The sequence below is a fragment of the Pseudomonas sp. 20-5 genome (assembly GCF_056782835.1).
Map to the genome: position 1 here is coordinate 4289154 of NZ_CM165584.1, position 16578 is coordinate 4305731.

Below are 16578 nucleotides of genomic sequence, written 5' to 3' on the forward strand. Positions count from 1 at the left end.
ACCTGCGTCAAAGGAACTGCGCCAGCCGAACAGACTTCAGCGTAGCGCGGAAACACCTCAGACGTAGGTAACGGCCGCCAAGTCTCAGACTGTAGCGAAACGTATGCGGAAGCAGGCGCCGCCCAGCTCGGAATCGTCCAGGCTCAGTTCGCCGTCGTAGCTCTCGATGATGTCCAGCGCCACGGCCAGGCCGATGCCCTGCCCCGGGTGCTGGGTATCGGCGCGCTCGCCGCGGCGGATGATTCGTGCGCGCTGTTCGGCAGGCACTCCGGGACCGTCGTCCTCGACCCACAGCTCCGAGTAACCCGGCCCCAGCCGGGCGCCCACGCGGACCCGGCCCAGGCACAGGCGATAGGCGTTCTCCAGCAGGTTGCCGAGCAGTTCCAGCAGCGCGCCGCGCTCCACCGGCACGCTGAAGGACGGCGAGAAGTCCCGCTGCAGGCTTACCCGCTTGTCGCGATAGACCTTGTCCAGCGCGTCGCACAGGGTCTCCACCAGCGGCGCCAGTTGCTCGCGATGGCGTACCAGGCCGCTCTTGCGCAGGCTGGCGCGCTGCAACTGATAGCCTATCTGCTGGCTCATGCGCTCGATCTGGCCCTGTAGCACCCGCACCTGCTCGCGGTTGCCGGGCTCCTCGGCGAGCTGGTCGCCGACCCCCTGCAAGACCGCCAGCGGCGTCTTCAGACTGTGCGCCAGGTCGCCGAGGGAGTGGCGGTAGCGCTCGCGCTGCTTGTGCTCGCTGCGCAACAGGCGGTTCAGCGAGTGGGTCAGGCGCAGCAGCTCGCGCGGATGCTCCTCGCTCAGGCTCTCGCGCTCGCCGGATTCGATCTGGTCCAGCTCGGAACTCAACCCGCGCATCGCCCGGAAGCCCCAGGTCAGACCCAGCCAGAGCAGCCCGAGCAAGACCAGCAGGGCGCCGCCGAGCCACAGGTAGAGCTGCTCGCGGAACCCCTTGAGCAGGCTCTCGAACTCGCTGACCGATTGCATGGTGACGATGCTGTAGGCCGCCTGCTTGCCGCGCAGCAGGTCGATCTCGACGTCGAACACGAAGAACTCCTCGCCCTTCGCATCGCGGGTGGTGTGGAATTCGTTGCCGCGGCCGTCGTAGCGCGGCGTGTAGTTGATCGACTCGTCGGCCGCCGAGGTGGAGCGCCAGAGCAGATCGCCATTCTGGTCGTAGATATAGCCGAGGACCTTGGCCTCCGGCAGGTTGAACTCCTCCACCGGCAGGTGCTCGGGCATCACCAGGCGGCCCTTCTCCACCCGCGCCGCCGAGACCAGGGTCGCCACGTCGGCGGCCAGGCGCTGCTCGATGGTGTTCTCCAGGGCGATGCCGAAGGCCCGCTGCAGGGCCGGCAGCAGCGCCAGCATGAACAGCACCGCCAGGGCGGCGGCGCCGAGCATCAGGCGGATGCGCAGGGAACGGATCACCGGCAGCGCTCGGTGAACAGGTAGCCCTGGCCGCGCACCGTATCGATCGGCTTGAAGCCGCCGCAGGCCTCCAGCTTGCGCCGCAGGCGGCCGACCAGCACCTCGATGACGTTGGCGTCGCGCTCCTCGTCGTCGGGATAGAGCTGTTCCATCAGGCGTTCCTTGGCCACCACCTGCTGGTGATGCCGCATGAGGTATTCGAGGATGCGGTATTCGTAGGCGGTCAGCGCCACCGGTTGCTCCTCGACCAGCGCCTGCTTGCGGTTCAGGTCGAGGACCAGGGGACCGGCCTCGATGGTCGACTGGACGAACCCCGAGGAGCGTCGCAGCAACGCGTTCAGGCGCGCTTCCAGTTCCTCGAACTGGAACGGCTTGACCACGTAGTCGTCGGCCCCGGCGGCCAGGCCTTCGACCTTGTCCTGCCAGTTGCCGCGGGCGGTGAGGATCAGGATCGGGAAGGACTTGCCCTGCGAACGCAGCTCGCGGATCAGGTCCAGGCCGCTCATGCCCGGCAGGCCGAGGTCGATCACCGCCAGGTCGTGGTGGTATTCGCTGACCCGGTAGAGGGCTTCCTCGGCATCCGGTACCGCGTCCACCACGTGCCCCTGTTCACCCAGGCGGGTATAGAGGTGGTGGCGCAACAGCGCCTCGTCTTCCACTACCAGCAGTTTCATGAGGTTCCTCCGGATGAGATGCGGCCGGACCTTCCGGCCCGGCCATCGAAGCATGCCCTCGCGGGCGCTGCGCGGTCATTTAGAACTTGTAGTTGGCGCCCAGGTAGAATTGCGAGCTGCTGTGCAGGTCCAGGGAGCCCAGCTTGTTGCCGCCATGCGGGGTCATCTCGGTGCTGGCGTTGGTGCGCAGGTAACGATAGCCGCCTTCGATCGAGGCATTCTTGCTCAGCTCCTGCAGGATACCGGCCTGCAGCCCGGCAGCGTAGCCGACATCGCTGTCGCGCTTGAAGCCCTTGCCGTCCTGTTCCAGCTTGACCAGGCCGAGGGTGGCACCGCCGAACAGCTTGGTGTTGTTGTCGCCGATCGGCAGGAAGGCGTCGTAGCTGCCGAGCAGGTTCTGCTGGCGCAGCTTGTTGCCGCTGCTGGTGTCGGAGATGTTCTCGTAGGTCGCGTAGTAGCGGCCCTGCTCGAACTGCTGGCCGGCGCGGATGCCCCAGGTGCCGGTGTTGTCGATCACCTTGTCGAGGTTCGGGCTGTTCAGGTTGCGGTTCAGCGACTTGGATTTCTGGATGTTGTTGCTGGTCTCGCCCCAAGTCAGGCCGACGAAGTTGTCGGCGGCCTGGACGCCGGCGGCGGAACCCAGCAGGGCGGTGGCGATGAAGAGAGTCTTGAGTGCTTTCATGGTGTTTCTCCGTTCTGCGAGAGTCGTGTCGTTCACGGCTTGCAGAGTACGGACAGGGTACTGAACCGCCCCTGAACGCTTGCTGAACCCGGGCTGAACGACTCGCGTTTGCCGGCGAACGCTCTGTTTCCAGGCTGCCGCGCGCCGGCTCGGCGAGGTTTTTGCCCGTACTGCCAGTAGGGTCTAGGCTTTCTACAGTCGCCTGCATAGAGGCTGGGCCAATGAACGAACAACCCGACCAGGGACGCGTCAAGGGCATGGAAGCCAGGCTCTTCCTGTTTCTCGTGATCTGCCTGTTCCCGCTGCTGTCCGTCGCACTGGTCGGCGGCTTCGGTTTCTGCGTCTGGATGTACCAGCTACTGGCCGGCCCGCCCGGGCCGCCGGCCTGAGGTCGGGTATGAGCAGTCGCCGAGAGCTGTTCCGCCGCCTCGGCGGGCACCCGCCGACGCGTCGCCCGCCGTGGACCGCCGCCGACTTCGCCGCAGGCTGCACAGGCTGCGCCGCCTGCGTCGAGGCCTGCCCGGAAGGCGTGCTGAAGCTCGGCGCCGGTCGGCTCGTCGAACTCGACCTCTCCAGCGCCGGCTGCACGCTGTGCGGGGAATGCGCCAGCCGCTGCGAGGCCGGCCTGTTCGATGGCGCGCGCCCGGCCTTCCCCTGGATCGCCACGATCGGCGAAGCCTGCCTGGCCCTGGCCGGGATCCACTGCCGCAGTTGCCAGGACGCCTGCGAACCCGCCGCGATCCGCTTCCGCCCGGGCCCCGGCGGCGTCGCCCTGGCCGAGCTGGACAGCCAGCGCTGCAACGGCTGCGGCGCCTGCCTGGCGCACTGTCCGAGCCAGGCCATCCAACTGCGCGCGCTATCCACCAAGGAGTCTCCACGACATGCCTGAAGCCCTGCAGATCGCCAGCCTCATCCTGCATTGCCGGCCCGAGCGACTGCCGGCGGTGAAGGCCAACCTGGCGCTGCTCGACGGCCTGGAGATCTACCAGGAAAGCCCGCAGGGCAAGCTGATCCTGGTGCTGGAAGCCGAACGCGAAGAACAGATTCTCGACACCCTGGGCCAGTTGCAGAACCTGCCAGGAGTGCTCAACGCCGTGCTGGTCTACCACGAGATCCTGCACGACGACGATAGCAACGACGCGGCGGCCATGACCGACCGCGCGATACCGTGCTCGCCCGAGGAGACAATCGATGAACCTCACCCGTCGTGAATTCGCCAAGGCCAACGCCGCCGCCATCGCCGCGGCGGCGGCCGGCCTGCCGATCCTGGTCCGCGCCAGCAACCTGGTGACCGAGGCGGACGTCACCAGCCTGGTCTGGAACAAGGCCCCCTGCCGCTTCTGCGGCACCGGTTGCAGCGTGATGGTCGCCACCCGCGACGGCCAGGTGGTGGCCACCCATGGCGACATCAAGGCCGAGGTCAACCGCGGGATCAACTGCGTGAAGGGTTACTTCCTGTCGAAGATCATGTACGGCAGCGACCGCCTGACCCGCCCGCTGCTGCGCATGAAGGACGGCAAGTTCGACAAGCAGGGCGAGTTCCAGCCGATCAGTTGGGAACAGGCCTTCGACATCATGGCCGAGAAGTTCAAGGCCGCGCTCAAGGCCAAGGGACCGGAGTCGGTCGGCATGTTCGGCTCCGGCCAGTGGACGGTCTGGGAAGGCTATGCGGCGAACAAGCTGTTCAAGGCCGGCCTGCGCAGCAACAACATCGACCCCAACGCCCGCCACTGCATGGCCTCGGCGGTGATGGGCTTCATGCGCAGCTTCGGCATGGACGAGCCGATGGGCTGCTACGACGACATCGAGGCCACCGACAGCTTCGTCCTCTGGGGCTCGAACATGGCCGAGATGCACCCGGTGCTCTGGTCGCGGGTCACCGACCGCCGGCTCAGCGCGCCGCAGGTCAAGGTCGCGGTGCTGTCCACCTTCGAGCACCGCAGCTTCGAGCTGGCCGACCTGCCCATGGTGTTCAAGCCGCAGACCGACCTGATCATCCTCAACTATATCGCCAACCACATCATCGAGAGCGGCGCGGTGAACCGCGACTTCGTCGAGCGCCACGTGCGCTTCGCCCATGGCGCCGAGGACATCGGCTACGGCCTGCGCCCGGACGACCCGCTGGAGAAGAAGGCGAAGAACGCCGACAAGGCCAACACCTGGAGCGATATCGACTTCAAGGCCTTCGCCGAGTTCGTCAAGCCCTATACCCTGGAGCGCACCGCGCGCGAAAGCGGCGTGCCGGCCGAGCGGCTGAAGGCCCTCGCCGAACTCTACGCCGACCCCAAGCGCAAGGTGGTGTCGTTCTGGACCATGGGCTTCAACCAGCACACCCGCGGGGTCTGGGCGAACAACCTGATCTACAACATCCACCTGCTCACCGGGAAGATCAGCGAACCGGGCAACAGCCCCTTCTCGCTCACCGGCCAGCCCTCGGCCTGCGGCACCGCGCGCGAGGTCGGCACCTTCTCCCACCGGCTCCCCGCCGACCTGGTGGTGACCAACCCGAAGCACCGGGAAACCGCGGAGAAGATCTGGAAGGTGCCGGCCGGCACCATCCAGGAGAAGGTCGGCTTCCACGCCGTGCAGCAGAGCCGGATGCTCAAGGACGGCGTGCTCAACGTCTACTGGACCCAGGTCAGCAACAACATGCAGGCCGGTCCCAACGTGATGCAGGAAGTGCTGCCCGGCTGGCGCAACCCGGACAACTTCGTGATCGTCTCCGACGTCTACCCCACCGTCTCGGCCCAGGCCGCCGACCTGATCCTGCCCAGCGCCATGTGGGTGGAGAAGGAAGGCGCCTTCGGCAATGCCGAGCGCCGCACGCAGTTCTGGCACCAGTTGGTGAAGGCACCGGGCGAGGCGAAGTCCGACCTCTGGCAGCTGGTGGAATTCTCCAAGCGCTTCACCACCGACGAGGTCTGGCCCTCGGAACTGCGGGCGAAGGCCCCCGAGCTGAAGGGCAAGACCCTCTACGACGTGCTGTTCCGCAACGGCCAGGTCGACCGCTTCCCGGCCAGCGACCTGGCCAAGGGCTATGCCAACGACGAGGTCGACGCATTCGGCTTCTATATCCAGAAGGGTCTGTTCGAGGAATACGCCGCCTTCGGTCGCGGCCACGGCCACGACCTCGCCCCCTTCGACGCCTACCACGAGGCGCGCGGCCTGCGCTGGCCGGTGGTGGACGGCAAGGAGACCCGCTGGCGCTACCGCGAGGGCTACGACCCCTACGTGAGCAAGGGCAGCGGCGTGCAGTTCTATGGCTATCCGGACAAGAAGGCGATCGTCTTCGCCCTGCCCTACGAGCCGCCGGCCGAGGCGCCGGACCAGGACTACCCGTTCTGGCTCGCCACCGGCCGGGTGCTCGAACACTGGCACACCGGGAGCATGACCGCGCGGGTCCCGGAGCTGTACAAGGCGGTGCCCGACGCGCTGGTCTACATGCACCCGGAGGATGCGCGCCAGCTCAAGCTGCGCCGCGGCAGCGAGGTCAAGGTGGTGAGCCGGCGCGGCGAGATCCGCGCGCGGGTCGAGACCCGCGGGCGCAACAAGCCGCCCCAGGGGCTGGTGTTCGTGCCGTTCTTCGACGCCAACAAGCTGATCAACAAGGTCACCCTGGACGCCACCGACCCGATTTCCAAGCAGACCGACTACAAGAAGTGCGCCGTTCGCATCGAACTGCTCAACCTGGCCTGAGGAGCGCGCCATGAAACCTCTGCTGACTGCCCTGCTCCTCGTCCTGCTCGGCGCCCCCGCGGCCTTCGCCGCCGACCTCGGCTACCCGCTGGACGCGCCCGCCCCCGACGGCCGCCGCCCCGGCGGCACGCTGGCCGAAAGCCGCCCCGCGCCGCCGCTGGCGGCCGAGGAAAACAAGGACCTGAAACGCGAGCGCAACTACCCCGAGCAGCCGCCGACCATTCCCCACAGCATCGTCGGCTATCGCATCGACAAGGACAGCAACAAGTGCCTGTCCTGCCACAGCCGCGCCAACAGCGCGCGAACCCAGGCGGTGATGATCAGCATCACCCACTACATGGACCGCGACGGCCAGCCGCTGGCCGCCGTCTCGCCGCGCCGCTACTTCTGCGTGCAGTGCCATGTGCCGCAACAGGACGTAAAGCCGCTGGTCGACAACCGCTTCGAGAACATCGACCAGATCCTCGAGAAAGAAGCCGCCAATGCGGCGCGCAAACCCTGAGGGAGGCCGCATGAAAGCACTCATCGCCTGGCTGGCCGGTTACTGGCGGGTCCTGCGTCGTCCCAGCGTGCATTTCAGCCTGGGCTTCCTCACCCTCGGCGGCTTCATCGCCGGGATCGTCTTCTGGGGCGGCTTCAACACCGCCCTGGAGGCGACCAACACCGAGACCTTCTGCATTTCCTGCCACGAGATGCGCGACAACGTGTTCGTCGAACTCAAGGACACCATCCACTACAGCAACCGTTCCGGAGTCCGCGCCACCTGTCCCGACTGCCACGTGCCACACAAGTGGACCGACAAGATCGCGCGCAAGATGCAGGCCTCCAAGGAGGTCTGGGGCAAGATCTTCGGCACCATCAACACCCGCGAGAAATTCCTCGATCACCGCCGCGAGCTGGCCGAGCACGAATGGGCACGACTCAAGGCCAACGATTCGCTGGAATGCCGCAACTGCCACAACTTCGAGTTCATGGACTTCACCCGGCAGAGCGTGCGCGCGCGGCAGATGCACTCCACCGCCCTGGCCAGCGGCGAAGCCACCTGCATCGACTGCCACAAGGGGATCGCCCACCACCTGCCGGACATGACCGGGGTGAAGGGCTGGTAGCGCCGCCCGCGGACCGGGCGGCGCGGCGCAATCAGGGCTGGGCGCCCTTCAGCGCCTCGAGGATCTTGCGCCCGGCGCGACCGTCGGCCGGGGTCAGGCCGAGGCGCTTCTGCTCGGCCTGGATCGCCTTGCGCGTGCTGGTGCCGATCAGCCCGTCGGCCTCGCCGATGTCGTAGCCGCGCGCCAGCAACGCCTTCTGCAATTGCTTGCGCTCGAGCCGGCTGATGCCCGGGTCGTCGGTCGGCCAGGACGCCACCAGGCCGCTGCCGCCGCGCAGGCGGTCGGAAAGCAGGGCGATGGCCAGCGCGTAGCTTTCCGCGGCGTTGTAGGAATAGATCGCATCGTAGTTGCGATAGACCAGGAAGGCCGGGCCCTGGGCCCCGGCCGGCAGGAGGATCGCGGCCTTCTCGTCGCCGCCCGGCAGCGGCTGGCCGTCGACCCGCCTCACCCCACGGGCGACCCAGGCCGACAGCGGCTGGCGCTTGCCGCGCCCGGCCAGGCTGGCGGGGAAGTCGGCCGGCACCTTCACTTCATAGCCCCACGGCTGTCCCGTGCGCCAGCCAGCCTTCTTCAGGTAGTTGGCGGTGGAACCGAGGGCATCCGGCACGCTGCCTACCAGGTCGCGGCGACCGTCGCCGTCGAAGTCCACGGCGATCCGCGTGTAGGTCGATGGCATGAACTGGGTATGGCCGAAGGCCCCGGCCCAGGAGCCGGTGATGCCGGCGTCGCGGATGTCGCCGGCCTGCAACAGCTTCAGGGTGGCGAGGAACTCGCCCTGGAAGAACGACTGGCGGCGCCCGTAGCAGGACAGGGTCGACAGCGAGGTCAGCAGCGGACGCTTGCCGAAGATCCGCCCGTAGTCGCTTTCCACGCCCCACACCGCCACCACCGTGTACTTGTCCACGCCGTAGCGCGCGGCCACCTGGTCGAGCAGCTTGTCGTGCTGGGCGAGCATCGCCTTGCCATCGCTGACCCGCTGCTCGTCCACCAGACCGGCCAGGTAGTCCCACAGCGGGGTGGTGAACTCCGGCTGCGCGTCGAGCAGGTCGAGCACGCTGAGGTCGGCCTGCAGGCCGCTGGTGAAGCGCTCATAACTGTCGGCGGAAATGCCCTGCGCCTGGGCCTTCTTCTGCAGGCCGGCGAGGCAGGAAGGGAAGCTCGAGGCGTCGGGTTGCGCCAGGGCCAGGGCGGGTAGCAGGGCCAGCGAGGAGAGAAGAAGACTGCGCATGGGGTTTCCTTGTACGGTGAACGGTCATCCATGGCACCGGCGGGCTTCCCCCGGCGCCGAAGGCCTGGTGGCCTGTACGGTTGACTCGGTGATCGGCGTTCGACTGGTCGAGTCAGCCACACGGGCCACTAGCCTACCGTCCCGCCGGGTGCGGCGCCATCTCCGCCCTGAAAGGCGGGTGAAACCTTGCTCGGGCAGACTGGCGGCGGAATACGCATGCCGGGTGTCTCGCGGCCGATCCGCCGCGTCACATCCGTGCCCGAACGCGCTGCGCCACCCGCGCGTCCGTTTTCCGGGCACTGGCCGGGCGTTCGCCGGTCCAAGCAGTGTTCCCCGCCTCCGTCCACAAGCCGGAGCCGGCCCCGACGGTCCCAGACCACCGCAGGAAAGCCGGGCGGCCGCCACCCGCCACCGCCCCGGGCTTTCCACCCTCACTACACGTTTCGGAGTACAACCTTGATCCACTGGTTGAGCGACCCGACGTTCTGGACAGCCCTGCTGCAGATCGTCGCCATCGATATCCTCCTGGGCGGCGACAACGCCGTAGTCATCGCCCTCGCCTGCCGGCACCTGCCGGCGCACCGGCGCAAGCAGGCGATCTTCGGCGGCGTCGCCGGTGCCATCCTGATCCGCATCCTGCTGCTGTTCTTCGCCCTGCACCTGCTCGACCTGCCCTACCTCAAGGTAATCGGCGCGCTCCTGCTGCTGTGGATCGGCATCAAGCTGCTGCTGCCGGAGGAGGAGAACGGCGACGACATCAAGGGCAGCACCCACCTGCTCGGCGCGATCAAGACCATCATCATCGCCGACGCGGTGATGAGCCTGGACAACGTCATCGCCCTGTCCGCCGCCTCGGCCGGGGATTTCTTCCTGGTCTCCCTGGGCGTGCTGATCAGCATCCCGATCATCGTCTGGGGCAGCCAGCTGATCCTGCGCCTGATCGACCGCTTCCCGCTGATCATCCTCTTCGGCGGCGGCCTGCTCGGCTGGATCGCCGGCGGCATGCTGCTCACCGACAGCGCCCTGAAGCCCTGGCTGGCGCCCTACGCGCAATGGGATTCCTACCTGCACTACGGTGCGGCGGCCTTCGGCGCGCTGTTCGTGATCCTCCTCGGCAGCCTCCTGGCGCGCCGCCAGTTGAAGCAGCGGCATGCCGCGCCGGCGGACGCCGCCGAAAGCGAAGGCCGCTAAGAGCAACGGGGCGCCCAGGGGCGCCCCGTCCTCTTTCTCCGGCTCAGATATTGGTGCTCGCCGGGATCCGGCTCGGCAACAGGTACTCGTAGGGCCTGCGGCGCGCCTGGTTGCGCGTGCGAATGGTCGCCTCGACCTCCTTCAGGCGTGCCTGGAAGCGCTCCAGCGGGCCGCCGCTGGCGGTCACCCGCCTGTCCGAAAACACCGGCGCGTAGGGGAACCCGGTCTGCCGGTAGTCGCCCAGGCGACCGTGGTAGACCGAACCGAGCAGGTGATAGATGTTCACCTTCTCCAGCGCCACCAGGGTCGGCGGCATCATCTTCAACCAATCGGCCTCGCTCTTGCCGCTTGGCGAGTCCGGTGCCGGCGCCGCGCTCATGGCACAGATGGCTGGTGCGTAGGTCATCATCGAAGGCTGGGGAAAATTGACCGCCGCATGCTGCGCGGAGGCAGTGAAGATCACCATGGTCAGCACCTCGACCAGTTGGCTGCGACCGGTGATCGGGCGGAACCCGGCCACCTTGCCGCTGCCGATCACTTCGCCGACCCAGGCCGCCAGTTCGACGTCAGCGGTGACGTCGCCGTCGCTGGCGTAGTACACCGCCACGTAGTCGGCCGCCCACTGGCGGATGGCATTCCATACCAGCAGGCCGTCGTCGCGATAGGGGTAGTCCGGTAGCGCCAGCGGGTCGTCGACGTTCCGCGCCTTCAGGCTCTCCGGCAACATGCCGCGGTAGAAGTCGAAACCCAGCCGATTGCCGCCGGCGGTGGCCTGGGTGTCCTGGATCGGCGCGGCGAACATCACGTCGATGAAGCCCGCGCTGGGCAACAGGATCCGCGCCGCCCCCTCGTTGATGAACAGGGTGCCCTCGAAGTGCGGGGCGAGCAGGACGTGCAGCGGATGGCTGGGCGCCAGGGTGCGCTGGGTGGCCAGGCAGAACGCCTCGCTCACCAGGTGGGTCTGGGCCAGGTGGACGAACATCTCGTGGTAGTTCTCCTCGGCGACCTGGACCACCGTCTTGGCCATCTGCCAACCCCAGTACAGATCACTCTCCGACTCGGCGGGACGCACGAACATCGGATGGGTAGCGGGGTCCTGACCGCACTGGATGGCCACCGGCAATAGCCTCGCCCGATCCTTGCCAAGGGCGAACAGGGCGATCGGCGCATAGGCGAAGCCCGTCCCGGTGAGCAGTTTGTCCACCGCTCCCGACGGCGCCAGCTTGCCCAGCTCGGCGTAGTCCAGCAGATACAGGCGGCGGCTGGCGGCGGCCTCCAGCAAGCTGTCGTCGGCGCCCATCACCCGGCGGAACTGCTCCTCGCCCAGCGGAAAGTTGGCCGGCAGCGCATCGACGCGACGGATCAGCAGCGGATTAGGCCCGGCCACCCGCCAGTAGGCGAACGCTTCGTCGTCACGGAAGCTGTCGGCGACCTCCGGCAGGCGCAGGGTGCCGAACACCGCGCGGAAGCGATTCAGGCCGTCGCCCTGCCCCCCCTGGGTAACCAGGTTGCTGGCGCTCTTGAGAATATCGTCGACCAGCAGGCCGACCCGCGTCAGTAAGGCGATCACCCGCGTCTGCAACTCCGTGAAGCGCAGCAGCAGGCTGCCGGCCGCGGCCGGATCGTTCTTCGCCTCCTCCAGCAACGCCTCGTGGACCTGGCGCGCCGCCTCCAGGTCACCGCTGAGCCCGGCGGCGATCCGCTCGAACTGCGCGGCGGCCGACGCCGGCAACGAGGCGACGAAATTGACGATCAGCTCGACGATCACCCCAGCGGTCTTCAACAGCCAGTCGACATTCGGCAACTCGCCCAGCGGCACCGAGCGGGCCATCGGCACGCCTTTGACATTGGCGAAGTTCTCGGTCCAGACATATACCAGTTTCTTGCTGGTCAATACCGCACGCCGCGCCAACTTTCCGGCCAGGTTGTCATATTGCGGCAAACTCGGCGGAATCAGGTTGTCCAGCAAACTTCGCGAGGCATCGATAGATCGCTGTTGTTCCGCCCCGAGGTATTTCAAGGGTGAAAAGAATATCGAGTCATTGGCCAGTGCGGTTCCACTCAGGGCGACACCCGACAAGAGCACACTCCTGCGTTTCATATCATCGACTCCATCAATGCATTAACCAGGAACGACTCGATGCCTGAGCATCGAATCGCTCTTTCAACAGGTTGCGATCAGCTGTAAAGCCCTTCGCCGCTTTCCTTGTTGTAATGCAACGGAACATTGTGGTTGTCGGTCCCGCCGAGAATCTTGCCGACGGTGATCGCCGCCACCGAAGGCACCTGGAAGGCCAGCAGGTCGACCAGCTCGTGGGTACGGTTGAGGCCGATGGCGCTGGCCGCGTTGCCGATGCTGGAGAACAGCGGCGAGTTCAGGAAGGAGTTGGCCGCGTAGACGCCGTTGATGATGGCATCGCCCAGGAAAGTCCCGGCGCCAGAAACTTGTTCGATTTCACCCACACTTAGAACCGCCAGGGCATTCACCTGATTTTTCATTTCTGAATCTCCACATATTCGAATTGTTGAAACGAATGGTTCTCGCTGAAAACAGCAAAGAAACCTGTACGCCCGAACTTCTTCGGAACGTGGAGAAAGCAATAGCGAGAGGAAAAACCGGCAATAAGCTGACGCTTCGCACAGTTGACAGGAAAAGCCTGGAACAATAGTTATCCACAATAATTATTGACGGCGAACTTTTGACTTGCAAAGAACTACGCTGGCCAGCGGCAAGAGTGAATTTCATCCAGCCAGGGCTATACCAATCGTGCAAACCCGGAAGGGCGCTGCGCAAAACGTCACATTTATTCGGGGCGATACGCCAAGGCGGCTCCCTGTACTGAAGTACCAGAATCGCCAGATCGCGCGGCCTATTTCCCCTTGGAAAAATACGGATATTTTTTTCCGAGCCAGGTTTTCCTTCTTCCGCGCCTGCCAGATCTGGCAGTTGCGAAGCGCCACGACAACGCGAAGTCCGCGGCGCAGACGCCTCGACCGCTCATTGATGGCTAACGCGCAGCTCGCTGAATGTCGCCCGCCCGCCCTCGCTGGACGGTCCGCGGTTGTCCTGCAGGTAGAGTCCGGCCTTGAAATAAAGGCCCTGGTAGGCCCACTGCGGGTCCAGTTGCTGCTCCAGGGCGCTACCATTCACCGACACGCTGAGCAATCCGCTGCGAGACACGCCGATGCGGTAGCTGAATGACTGGCCGAGAGGAATCCCGTCCATCAGTGTGTAGGCTCTGGTCCCGCCGTCGTCCGGCCGCTCGCGGACCAGCGCCTGGACCCGCCCCTGGTCGAGCCGCAACTGGTAGAGCAGCTTCACCAGCGGCGCGGCCTGGCCGCTATTGCTGCCATCGCTGTGGATCTGGCCGATGATCATGCGCCGGGTCGAGGGCACCGCCTCGATGCGCAGGGTCGCCTCCAGCCAGTTGTCGGCCCTGGCGTAACGCCAGTTATAGGGCCTGCCGCTGGACAGGGTCTCGCGCAACTCGCTGCGCGGAAACTCGCTGTTGCGCGTGTGGCTGCCGTTCACCGGCACCCAGAAGCGAATGCCGTCGGCGGTGCGCTGGAAATAGTCGCTGCGGTAGTCGCGCTGCAATTGGCTGGTGGAGATGGTGATGGCCGGGCGGCCCTGGGGAATGGTCAGGTTCCAGGTACTCAGGTCAGGCATCCAGACGGTGTCCTAGCGAGGGGAAGGGACTCGCCCATAGGGTAGATGAGCGGCGCACGCTTTGCCTGGCCGAATGGCCCGCGTTTGAGCGGCGCAAGGCCGGCACCGAGGGTTTTCCCCGCGTCCCGCGCACAAGCGTCTATCTTGATCGGGGACCCTTTCACGGAGAGATGCCATGCGCCTGTTCTGCGCCCTGCTGCTCATCGCCTGCGCCGCCAGCGCCCAGGCCGCTATCCAGACCCGCGAGATGCCTTACCGGAGCGCCGACGGCACGCGCATGGTCGGCTATTTCGCCTACGACGACAGCAAGCCGGGGATCCGCCCTGGGGTCATCGTGGTCCACGAATGGTGGGGGCTCAACGACTATGCCAAACGCCGCGCCCGCGACCTCGCCGAACTCGGCTACAGCGCCCTGGCCATCGACATGTACGGCGAAGGCAAGCACACCGAGCACCCGCAGGACGCGATGGCCTTCATGCAGGCCGCGGCCCGGGATGCCGACGCCGCCAAGGCGCGCTTCCTCGCCGGCCTGGAACTGCTGAAGCGGCAACCGCAGACCGATCCCAGCCAGATCGCCGCGATCGGCTACTGCTTCGGCGGCAAGATCGTCCTCGACATGGCCCGCCAGGGCCTGCCGCTGGCCGGCGTGGCGAGCTTCCACGGCGCCCTCGGCACCGCCACCCCGGCCAGCAAGGGCAGCGTCAAGGCCAAGATCCTGGTGGAGCACGGCAGCGCCGACAGCCTGGTCCCGGCCAAGGACCTCGACGCCCTGAAACAGGAACTGAACGCCGCCGGCGCCGACTACCGGGTGGTGATCCAGGACGACGCCAAACACGGCTTCACCAACCCCGACGCCGACGCGCACAAAGGCCACGGCCTGGACATCGGCTACGACCGCCAGGCCGACCAGCGCTCCTGGGCAGACCTGCAGGCGTTCCTCAAGGACATCTTCGGGCAGGGTTGAACCCTGCGCCGACGCATAAAAAAACGGGAGTCCCCGGAGGGACTCCCGTCTTGAAAGGTCGAGACAGGACAGTATCCCGTCATCAACAAACAACCTCACCTGCATTCCACAGGAATGCGCGGCGCAGTCTGTCAAAACCGGGCCTCGCGGTCCGTTTTCCTTTGTTGCGCTTTTGCAATCTTGTGTAAGCGCCGCGTGACTGGTGGGCCACGTCGGGAACCGGCACAATGCGCGCGATGAACGACCGTCTCCCCTCCTTCTGCACCCCGCTGGACGACCACTGGCCGCTGCCCGTCGCGCTGCCCGGCGTGCAACTGCGCAGCACCCGCTTCGACCCGGCGCTGCTGCAACCCGGCGACTTCGCCCTGGCCGGCATCCAGCCGCCGGCGAACATCCTCCGCGCGGTGGCCAAGCGCCAGGCCGAGTTTCTCGCCGGGCGCCTCTGCGCACGCGCCGCCCTGTTCGCCCTCGATGGCCGCGCCCAGACGCCGGCCGTCGGCGAGGACCGCGCACCGGTCTGGCCGGCCGCGATCAGCGGCTCGATCACCCATGGCGACCGCTGGGCCGCCGCCCTGGTGGCGGCGCGCGGTGACTGGCGCGGGCTCGGCCTGGACGTGGAAACCCTGCTCGAAGCCGAACGGGCGCGCTACCTGCATGGCGAGATACTCACCGAAGGCGAGCGCCTGCGCTTCGCCGACGACCTGGAGCGACGCACCGGCCTGCTGGTGACCCTGGCGTTCTCGCTGAAGGAAAGCCTGTTCAAGGCGCTCTATCCGCTGGTGGGCAAGCGCTTCTATTTCGAACATGCGGAACTGCTGGAATGGCGCGCCGACGGCCAGGCCCGGCTGCGCCTGCTCACCGACCTGTCGCCGGAGTGGCGCCACGGCAGCGAGCTGGACGCCCAGTTCGCCGTGCTCGACGAACGCCTGCTCAGCCTGGTGGCGGTCGGCGCCTGATCAGGCGTTCCCCGGCGTGCGCCGCGACGGCCGCAGCGCGCGGCCTTCCGCCAGGCGCTCGACGGCGCGGGCGGCGGCGACCATGCCGAAGGTGGCGGTGACCATCATCACCGCGCCGAAGCCGCCGGCGCAGTCCAGCTTCACCCCTTCGCCGACGAAACTCTTCGACTGGCACACCGTGCCGTCCGGCTTCGGGTAGCGCAGTTGTTCGCTGGAGAACACGCAGGGCACGCTGTAGGTGCGCCCCGGCGTGCGCGAGAAGTTGTAGTCGCGGCGCAGGGTGGAACGCACCTTGGCCGCCAGCGGGTCGTTGAAGGTCTTGTTCAGGTCGGCGACCTGGATCTGCGTCGGGTCGACCTGGCCACCGGCGCCGCCGGTGGTGATCACCGGGATCTTGCGCCGCTTGCACCAGGCGATCAGCGCGGCCTTGGCGGCCACGCTATCGATGCAGTCGATCAGGTAGTCGAAGTCGACGATGTACTCGGCCATGGTCTCGCGGGTGACGAAATCGGCCACCGCGTGGACCCGGCAGGCCGGGTTGATGGCCCGGATGCGCGCCGCCATCACCTCGACCTTGGCCTTGCCCACCGAGCCTTCGATGGCATGCACCTGGCGGTTGGTGTTGGTCACGCAGACATCGTCGAGGTCGAACAGGGAAATCTCGCCGACGCCGCTGCGGGCCAGCGCTTCCGCCGCCCAGGAACCGACCCCGCCGATGCCGACCACCGCGACGTGGCTATCGGCCAGGCGTTGCAGCCCCTCGCGACCGTACAACCGGCCGATACCGCCGAAGCGCTGTTCATCCACCTGCATCACCAACCACCTCTGAAACCGAATCGCGGATTGCCGCGCGCATTATAAAAAGCCGCGGCCGCCGCGTCGCCTGCGTTCTTGCGGCTCGTCGCGCAGGCCGGACTAGACTTGCAACAGACCCGCCGGCCCGGCGCCTGTACACCCCGGGGGGTGCGGGGTAGCAT

General features: G+C 66.7%; 17 protein-coding genes. 9 read left to right on the top strand and 8 right to left on the bottom strand.

The features are described from left to right. Positions 1-84: 84 nt before the first annotated feature. The 3 genes from phoQ to AC1RB9_RS19710 form a co-directional block, all read right to left on the bottom strand. A complete protein-coding gene (gene phoQ, locus AC1RB9_RS19700) occupies positions 85-1431 on the bottom strand; it encodes a two-component system sensor histidine kinase PhoQ (protein ID WP_003082438.1) in 1347 nt (448 codons plus the stop codon). Then, positions 1428-2105, bottom strand: coding sequence for a two-component system response regulator PhoP (gene phoP / locus AC1RB9_RS19705; protein ID WP_003082436.1), 678 nt, complete (start codon positions 2103-2105; stop codon positions 1428-1430). Before phoP ends, phoQ begins: the two co-directional genes overlap by 4 nt. 79 nt (positions 2106-2184) lie before the next feature. Next, entirely contained in the window at positions 2185-2787 is a 603-nt protein-coding gene (locus tag AC1RB9_RS19710; RefSeq protein ID WP_003082431.1) for an outer membrane protein, read from the bottom strand. A 221-nt stretch (positions 2788-3008) separates the two neighbouring features. Here AC1RB9_RS19710 and napE point away from each other — a divergent pair, with 221 nt between their 5' ends. From napE to AC1RB9_RS19740, 6 genes are read left to right on the top strand one after another with little or no spacing between them, the layout of a single operon-like run. Continuing rightward, positions 3009-3176 (top strand): periplasmic nitrate reductase, NapE protein, encoded by a 168-nt coding sequence (gene napE / locus AC1RB9_RS19715; protein ID WP_003082429.1) that lies wholly within the window; start codon positions 3009-3011, stop codon positions 3174-3176. 8 nt (positions 3177-3184) lie between these two features. Further along, a complete protein-coding gene (gene napF / locus AC1RB9_RS19720; protein WP_003449124.1) occupies positions 3185-3676 on the top strand; it encodes a ferredoxin-type protein NapF in 492 nt (163 codons plus the stop codon). Further along, positions 3669-3998, top strand: a complete 330-nt coding sequence (locus AC1RB9_RS19725) for a chaperone NapD (RefSeq protein WP_003082422.1) — start codon at positions 3669-3671, stop codon at positions 3996-3998. The genes napF and AC1RB9_RS19725 overlap by 8 nt, the downstream gene beginning before the upstream one ends. Then, positions 3979-6483: a nitrate reductase catalytic subunit NapA gene (gene napA / locus AC1RB9_RS19730; protein ID WP_003449113.1), complete on the top strand. Its 2505-nt coding sequence runs from the start codon at positions 3979-3981 to the stop codon at positions 6481-6483. The genes AC1RB9_RS19725 and napA overlap by 20 nt, the downstream gene beginning before the upstream one ends. 10 nt (positions 6484-6493) lie before the next feature. Continuing rightward, entirely contained in the window at positions 6494-6985 is a 492-nt protein-coding gene (locus AC1RB9_RS19735) for a nitrate reductase cytochrome c-type subunit (RefSeq protein ID WP_003082414.1), read from the top strand. Between the two features lie 10 nt (positions 6986-6995). Next, the gene (locus AC1RB9_RS19740) at positions 6996-7592 is read left to right on the top strand and encodes a cytochrome c3 family protein (protein WP_003082412.1); all 597 of its coding nucleotides are present in this window, start codon (positions 6996-6998) and stop codon (positions 7590-7592) included. A 31-nt stretch (positions 7593-7623) separates the two neighbouring features. Here AC1RB9_RS19740 and AC1RB9_RS19745 read toward each other — a convergent pair whose 3' ends face one another. Then, positions 7624-8820, bottom strand: a complete 1197-nt coding sequence (locus tag AC1RB9_RS19745) for a lytic murein transglycosylase (protein ID WP_003449108.1) — start codon at positions 8818-8820, stop codon at positions 7624-7626. Positions 8821-9276: 456 nt separating this feature from the next. Between AC1RB9_RS19745 and AC1RB9_RS19750 the strand changes: the two genes are divergently transcribed. After that, a complete protein-coding gene (locus AC1RB9_RS19750) occupies positions 9277-10011 on the top strand; it encodes a TerC family protein (protein WP_003106697.1) in 735 nt (244 codons plus the stop codon). Between the two features lie 43 nt (positions 10012-10054). Here AC1RB9_RS19750 and loxA read toward each other — a convergent pair whose 3' ends face one another. From loxA to AC1RB9_RS19765, 3 genes are all read right to left on the bottom strand, one after another. Continuing rightward, the gene (gene loxA, locus AC1RB9_RS19755; protein ID WP_003082403.1) at positions 10055-12112 is read right to left on the bottom strand and encodes a lipoxygenase LoxA; all 2058 of its coding nucleotides are present in this window, start codon (positions 12110-12112) and stop codon (positions 10055-10057) included. A 77-nt stretch (positions 12113-12189) separates the two neighbouring features. Beyond that, positions 12190-12510 (bottom strand): hypothetical protein, encoded by a 321-nt coding sequence (locus AC1RB9_RS19760; protein WP_003082401.1) that lies wholly within the window; start codon positions 12508-12510, stop codon positions 12190-12192. Between the two features lie 499 nt (positions 12511-13009). Next, entirely contained in the window at positions 13010-13681 is a 672-nt protein-coding gene (locus AC1RB9_RS19765) for a polysaccharide lyase family 7 protein (RefSeq protein ID WP_003082396.1), read from the bottom strand. Between the two features lie 175 nt (positions 13682-13856). Here AC1RB9_RS19765 and AC1RB9_RS19770 point away from each other — a divergent pair, with 175 nt between their 5' ends. Then, a complete protein-coding gene (locus AC1RB9_RS19770; RefSeq protein ID WP_003449103.1) occupies positions 13857-14645 on the top strand; it encodes a dienelactone hydrolase family protein in 789 nt (262 codons plus the stop codon). 227 nt (positions 14646-14872) lie between these two features. Beyond that, positions 14873-15601, top strand: a complete 729-nt coding sequence (locus AC1RB9_RS19775; RefSeq protein ID WP_003449100.1) for a 4'-phosphopantetheinyl transferase family protein — start codon at positions 14873-14875, stop codon at positions 15599-15601. On the opposite strand, the gene tcdA is transcribed toward AC1RB9_RS19775, so the two are convergent. After that, positions 15602-16414, bottom strand: coding sequence for a tRNA cyclic N6-threonylcarbamoyladenosine(37) synthase TcdA (gene tcdA, locus AC1RB9_RS19780; protein ID WP_003086553.1), 813 nt, complete (start codon positions 16412-16414; stop codon positions 15602-15604). Between the last annotated feature and the right edge of the window lie 164 nt (positions 16415-16578).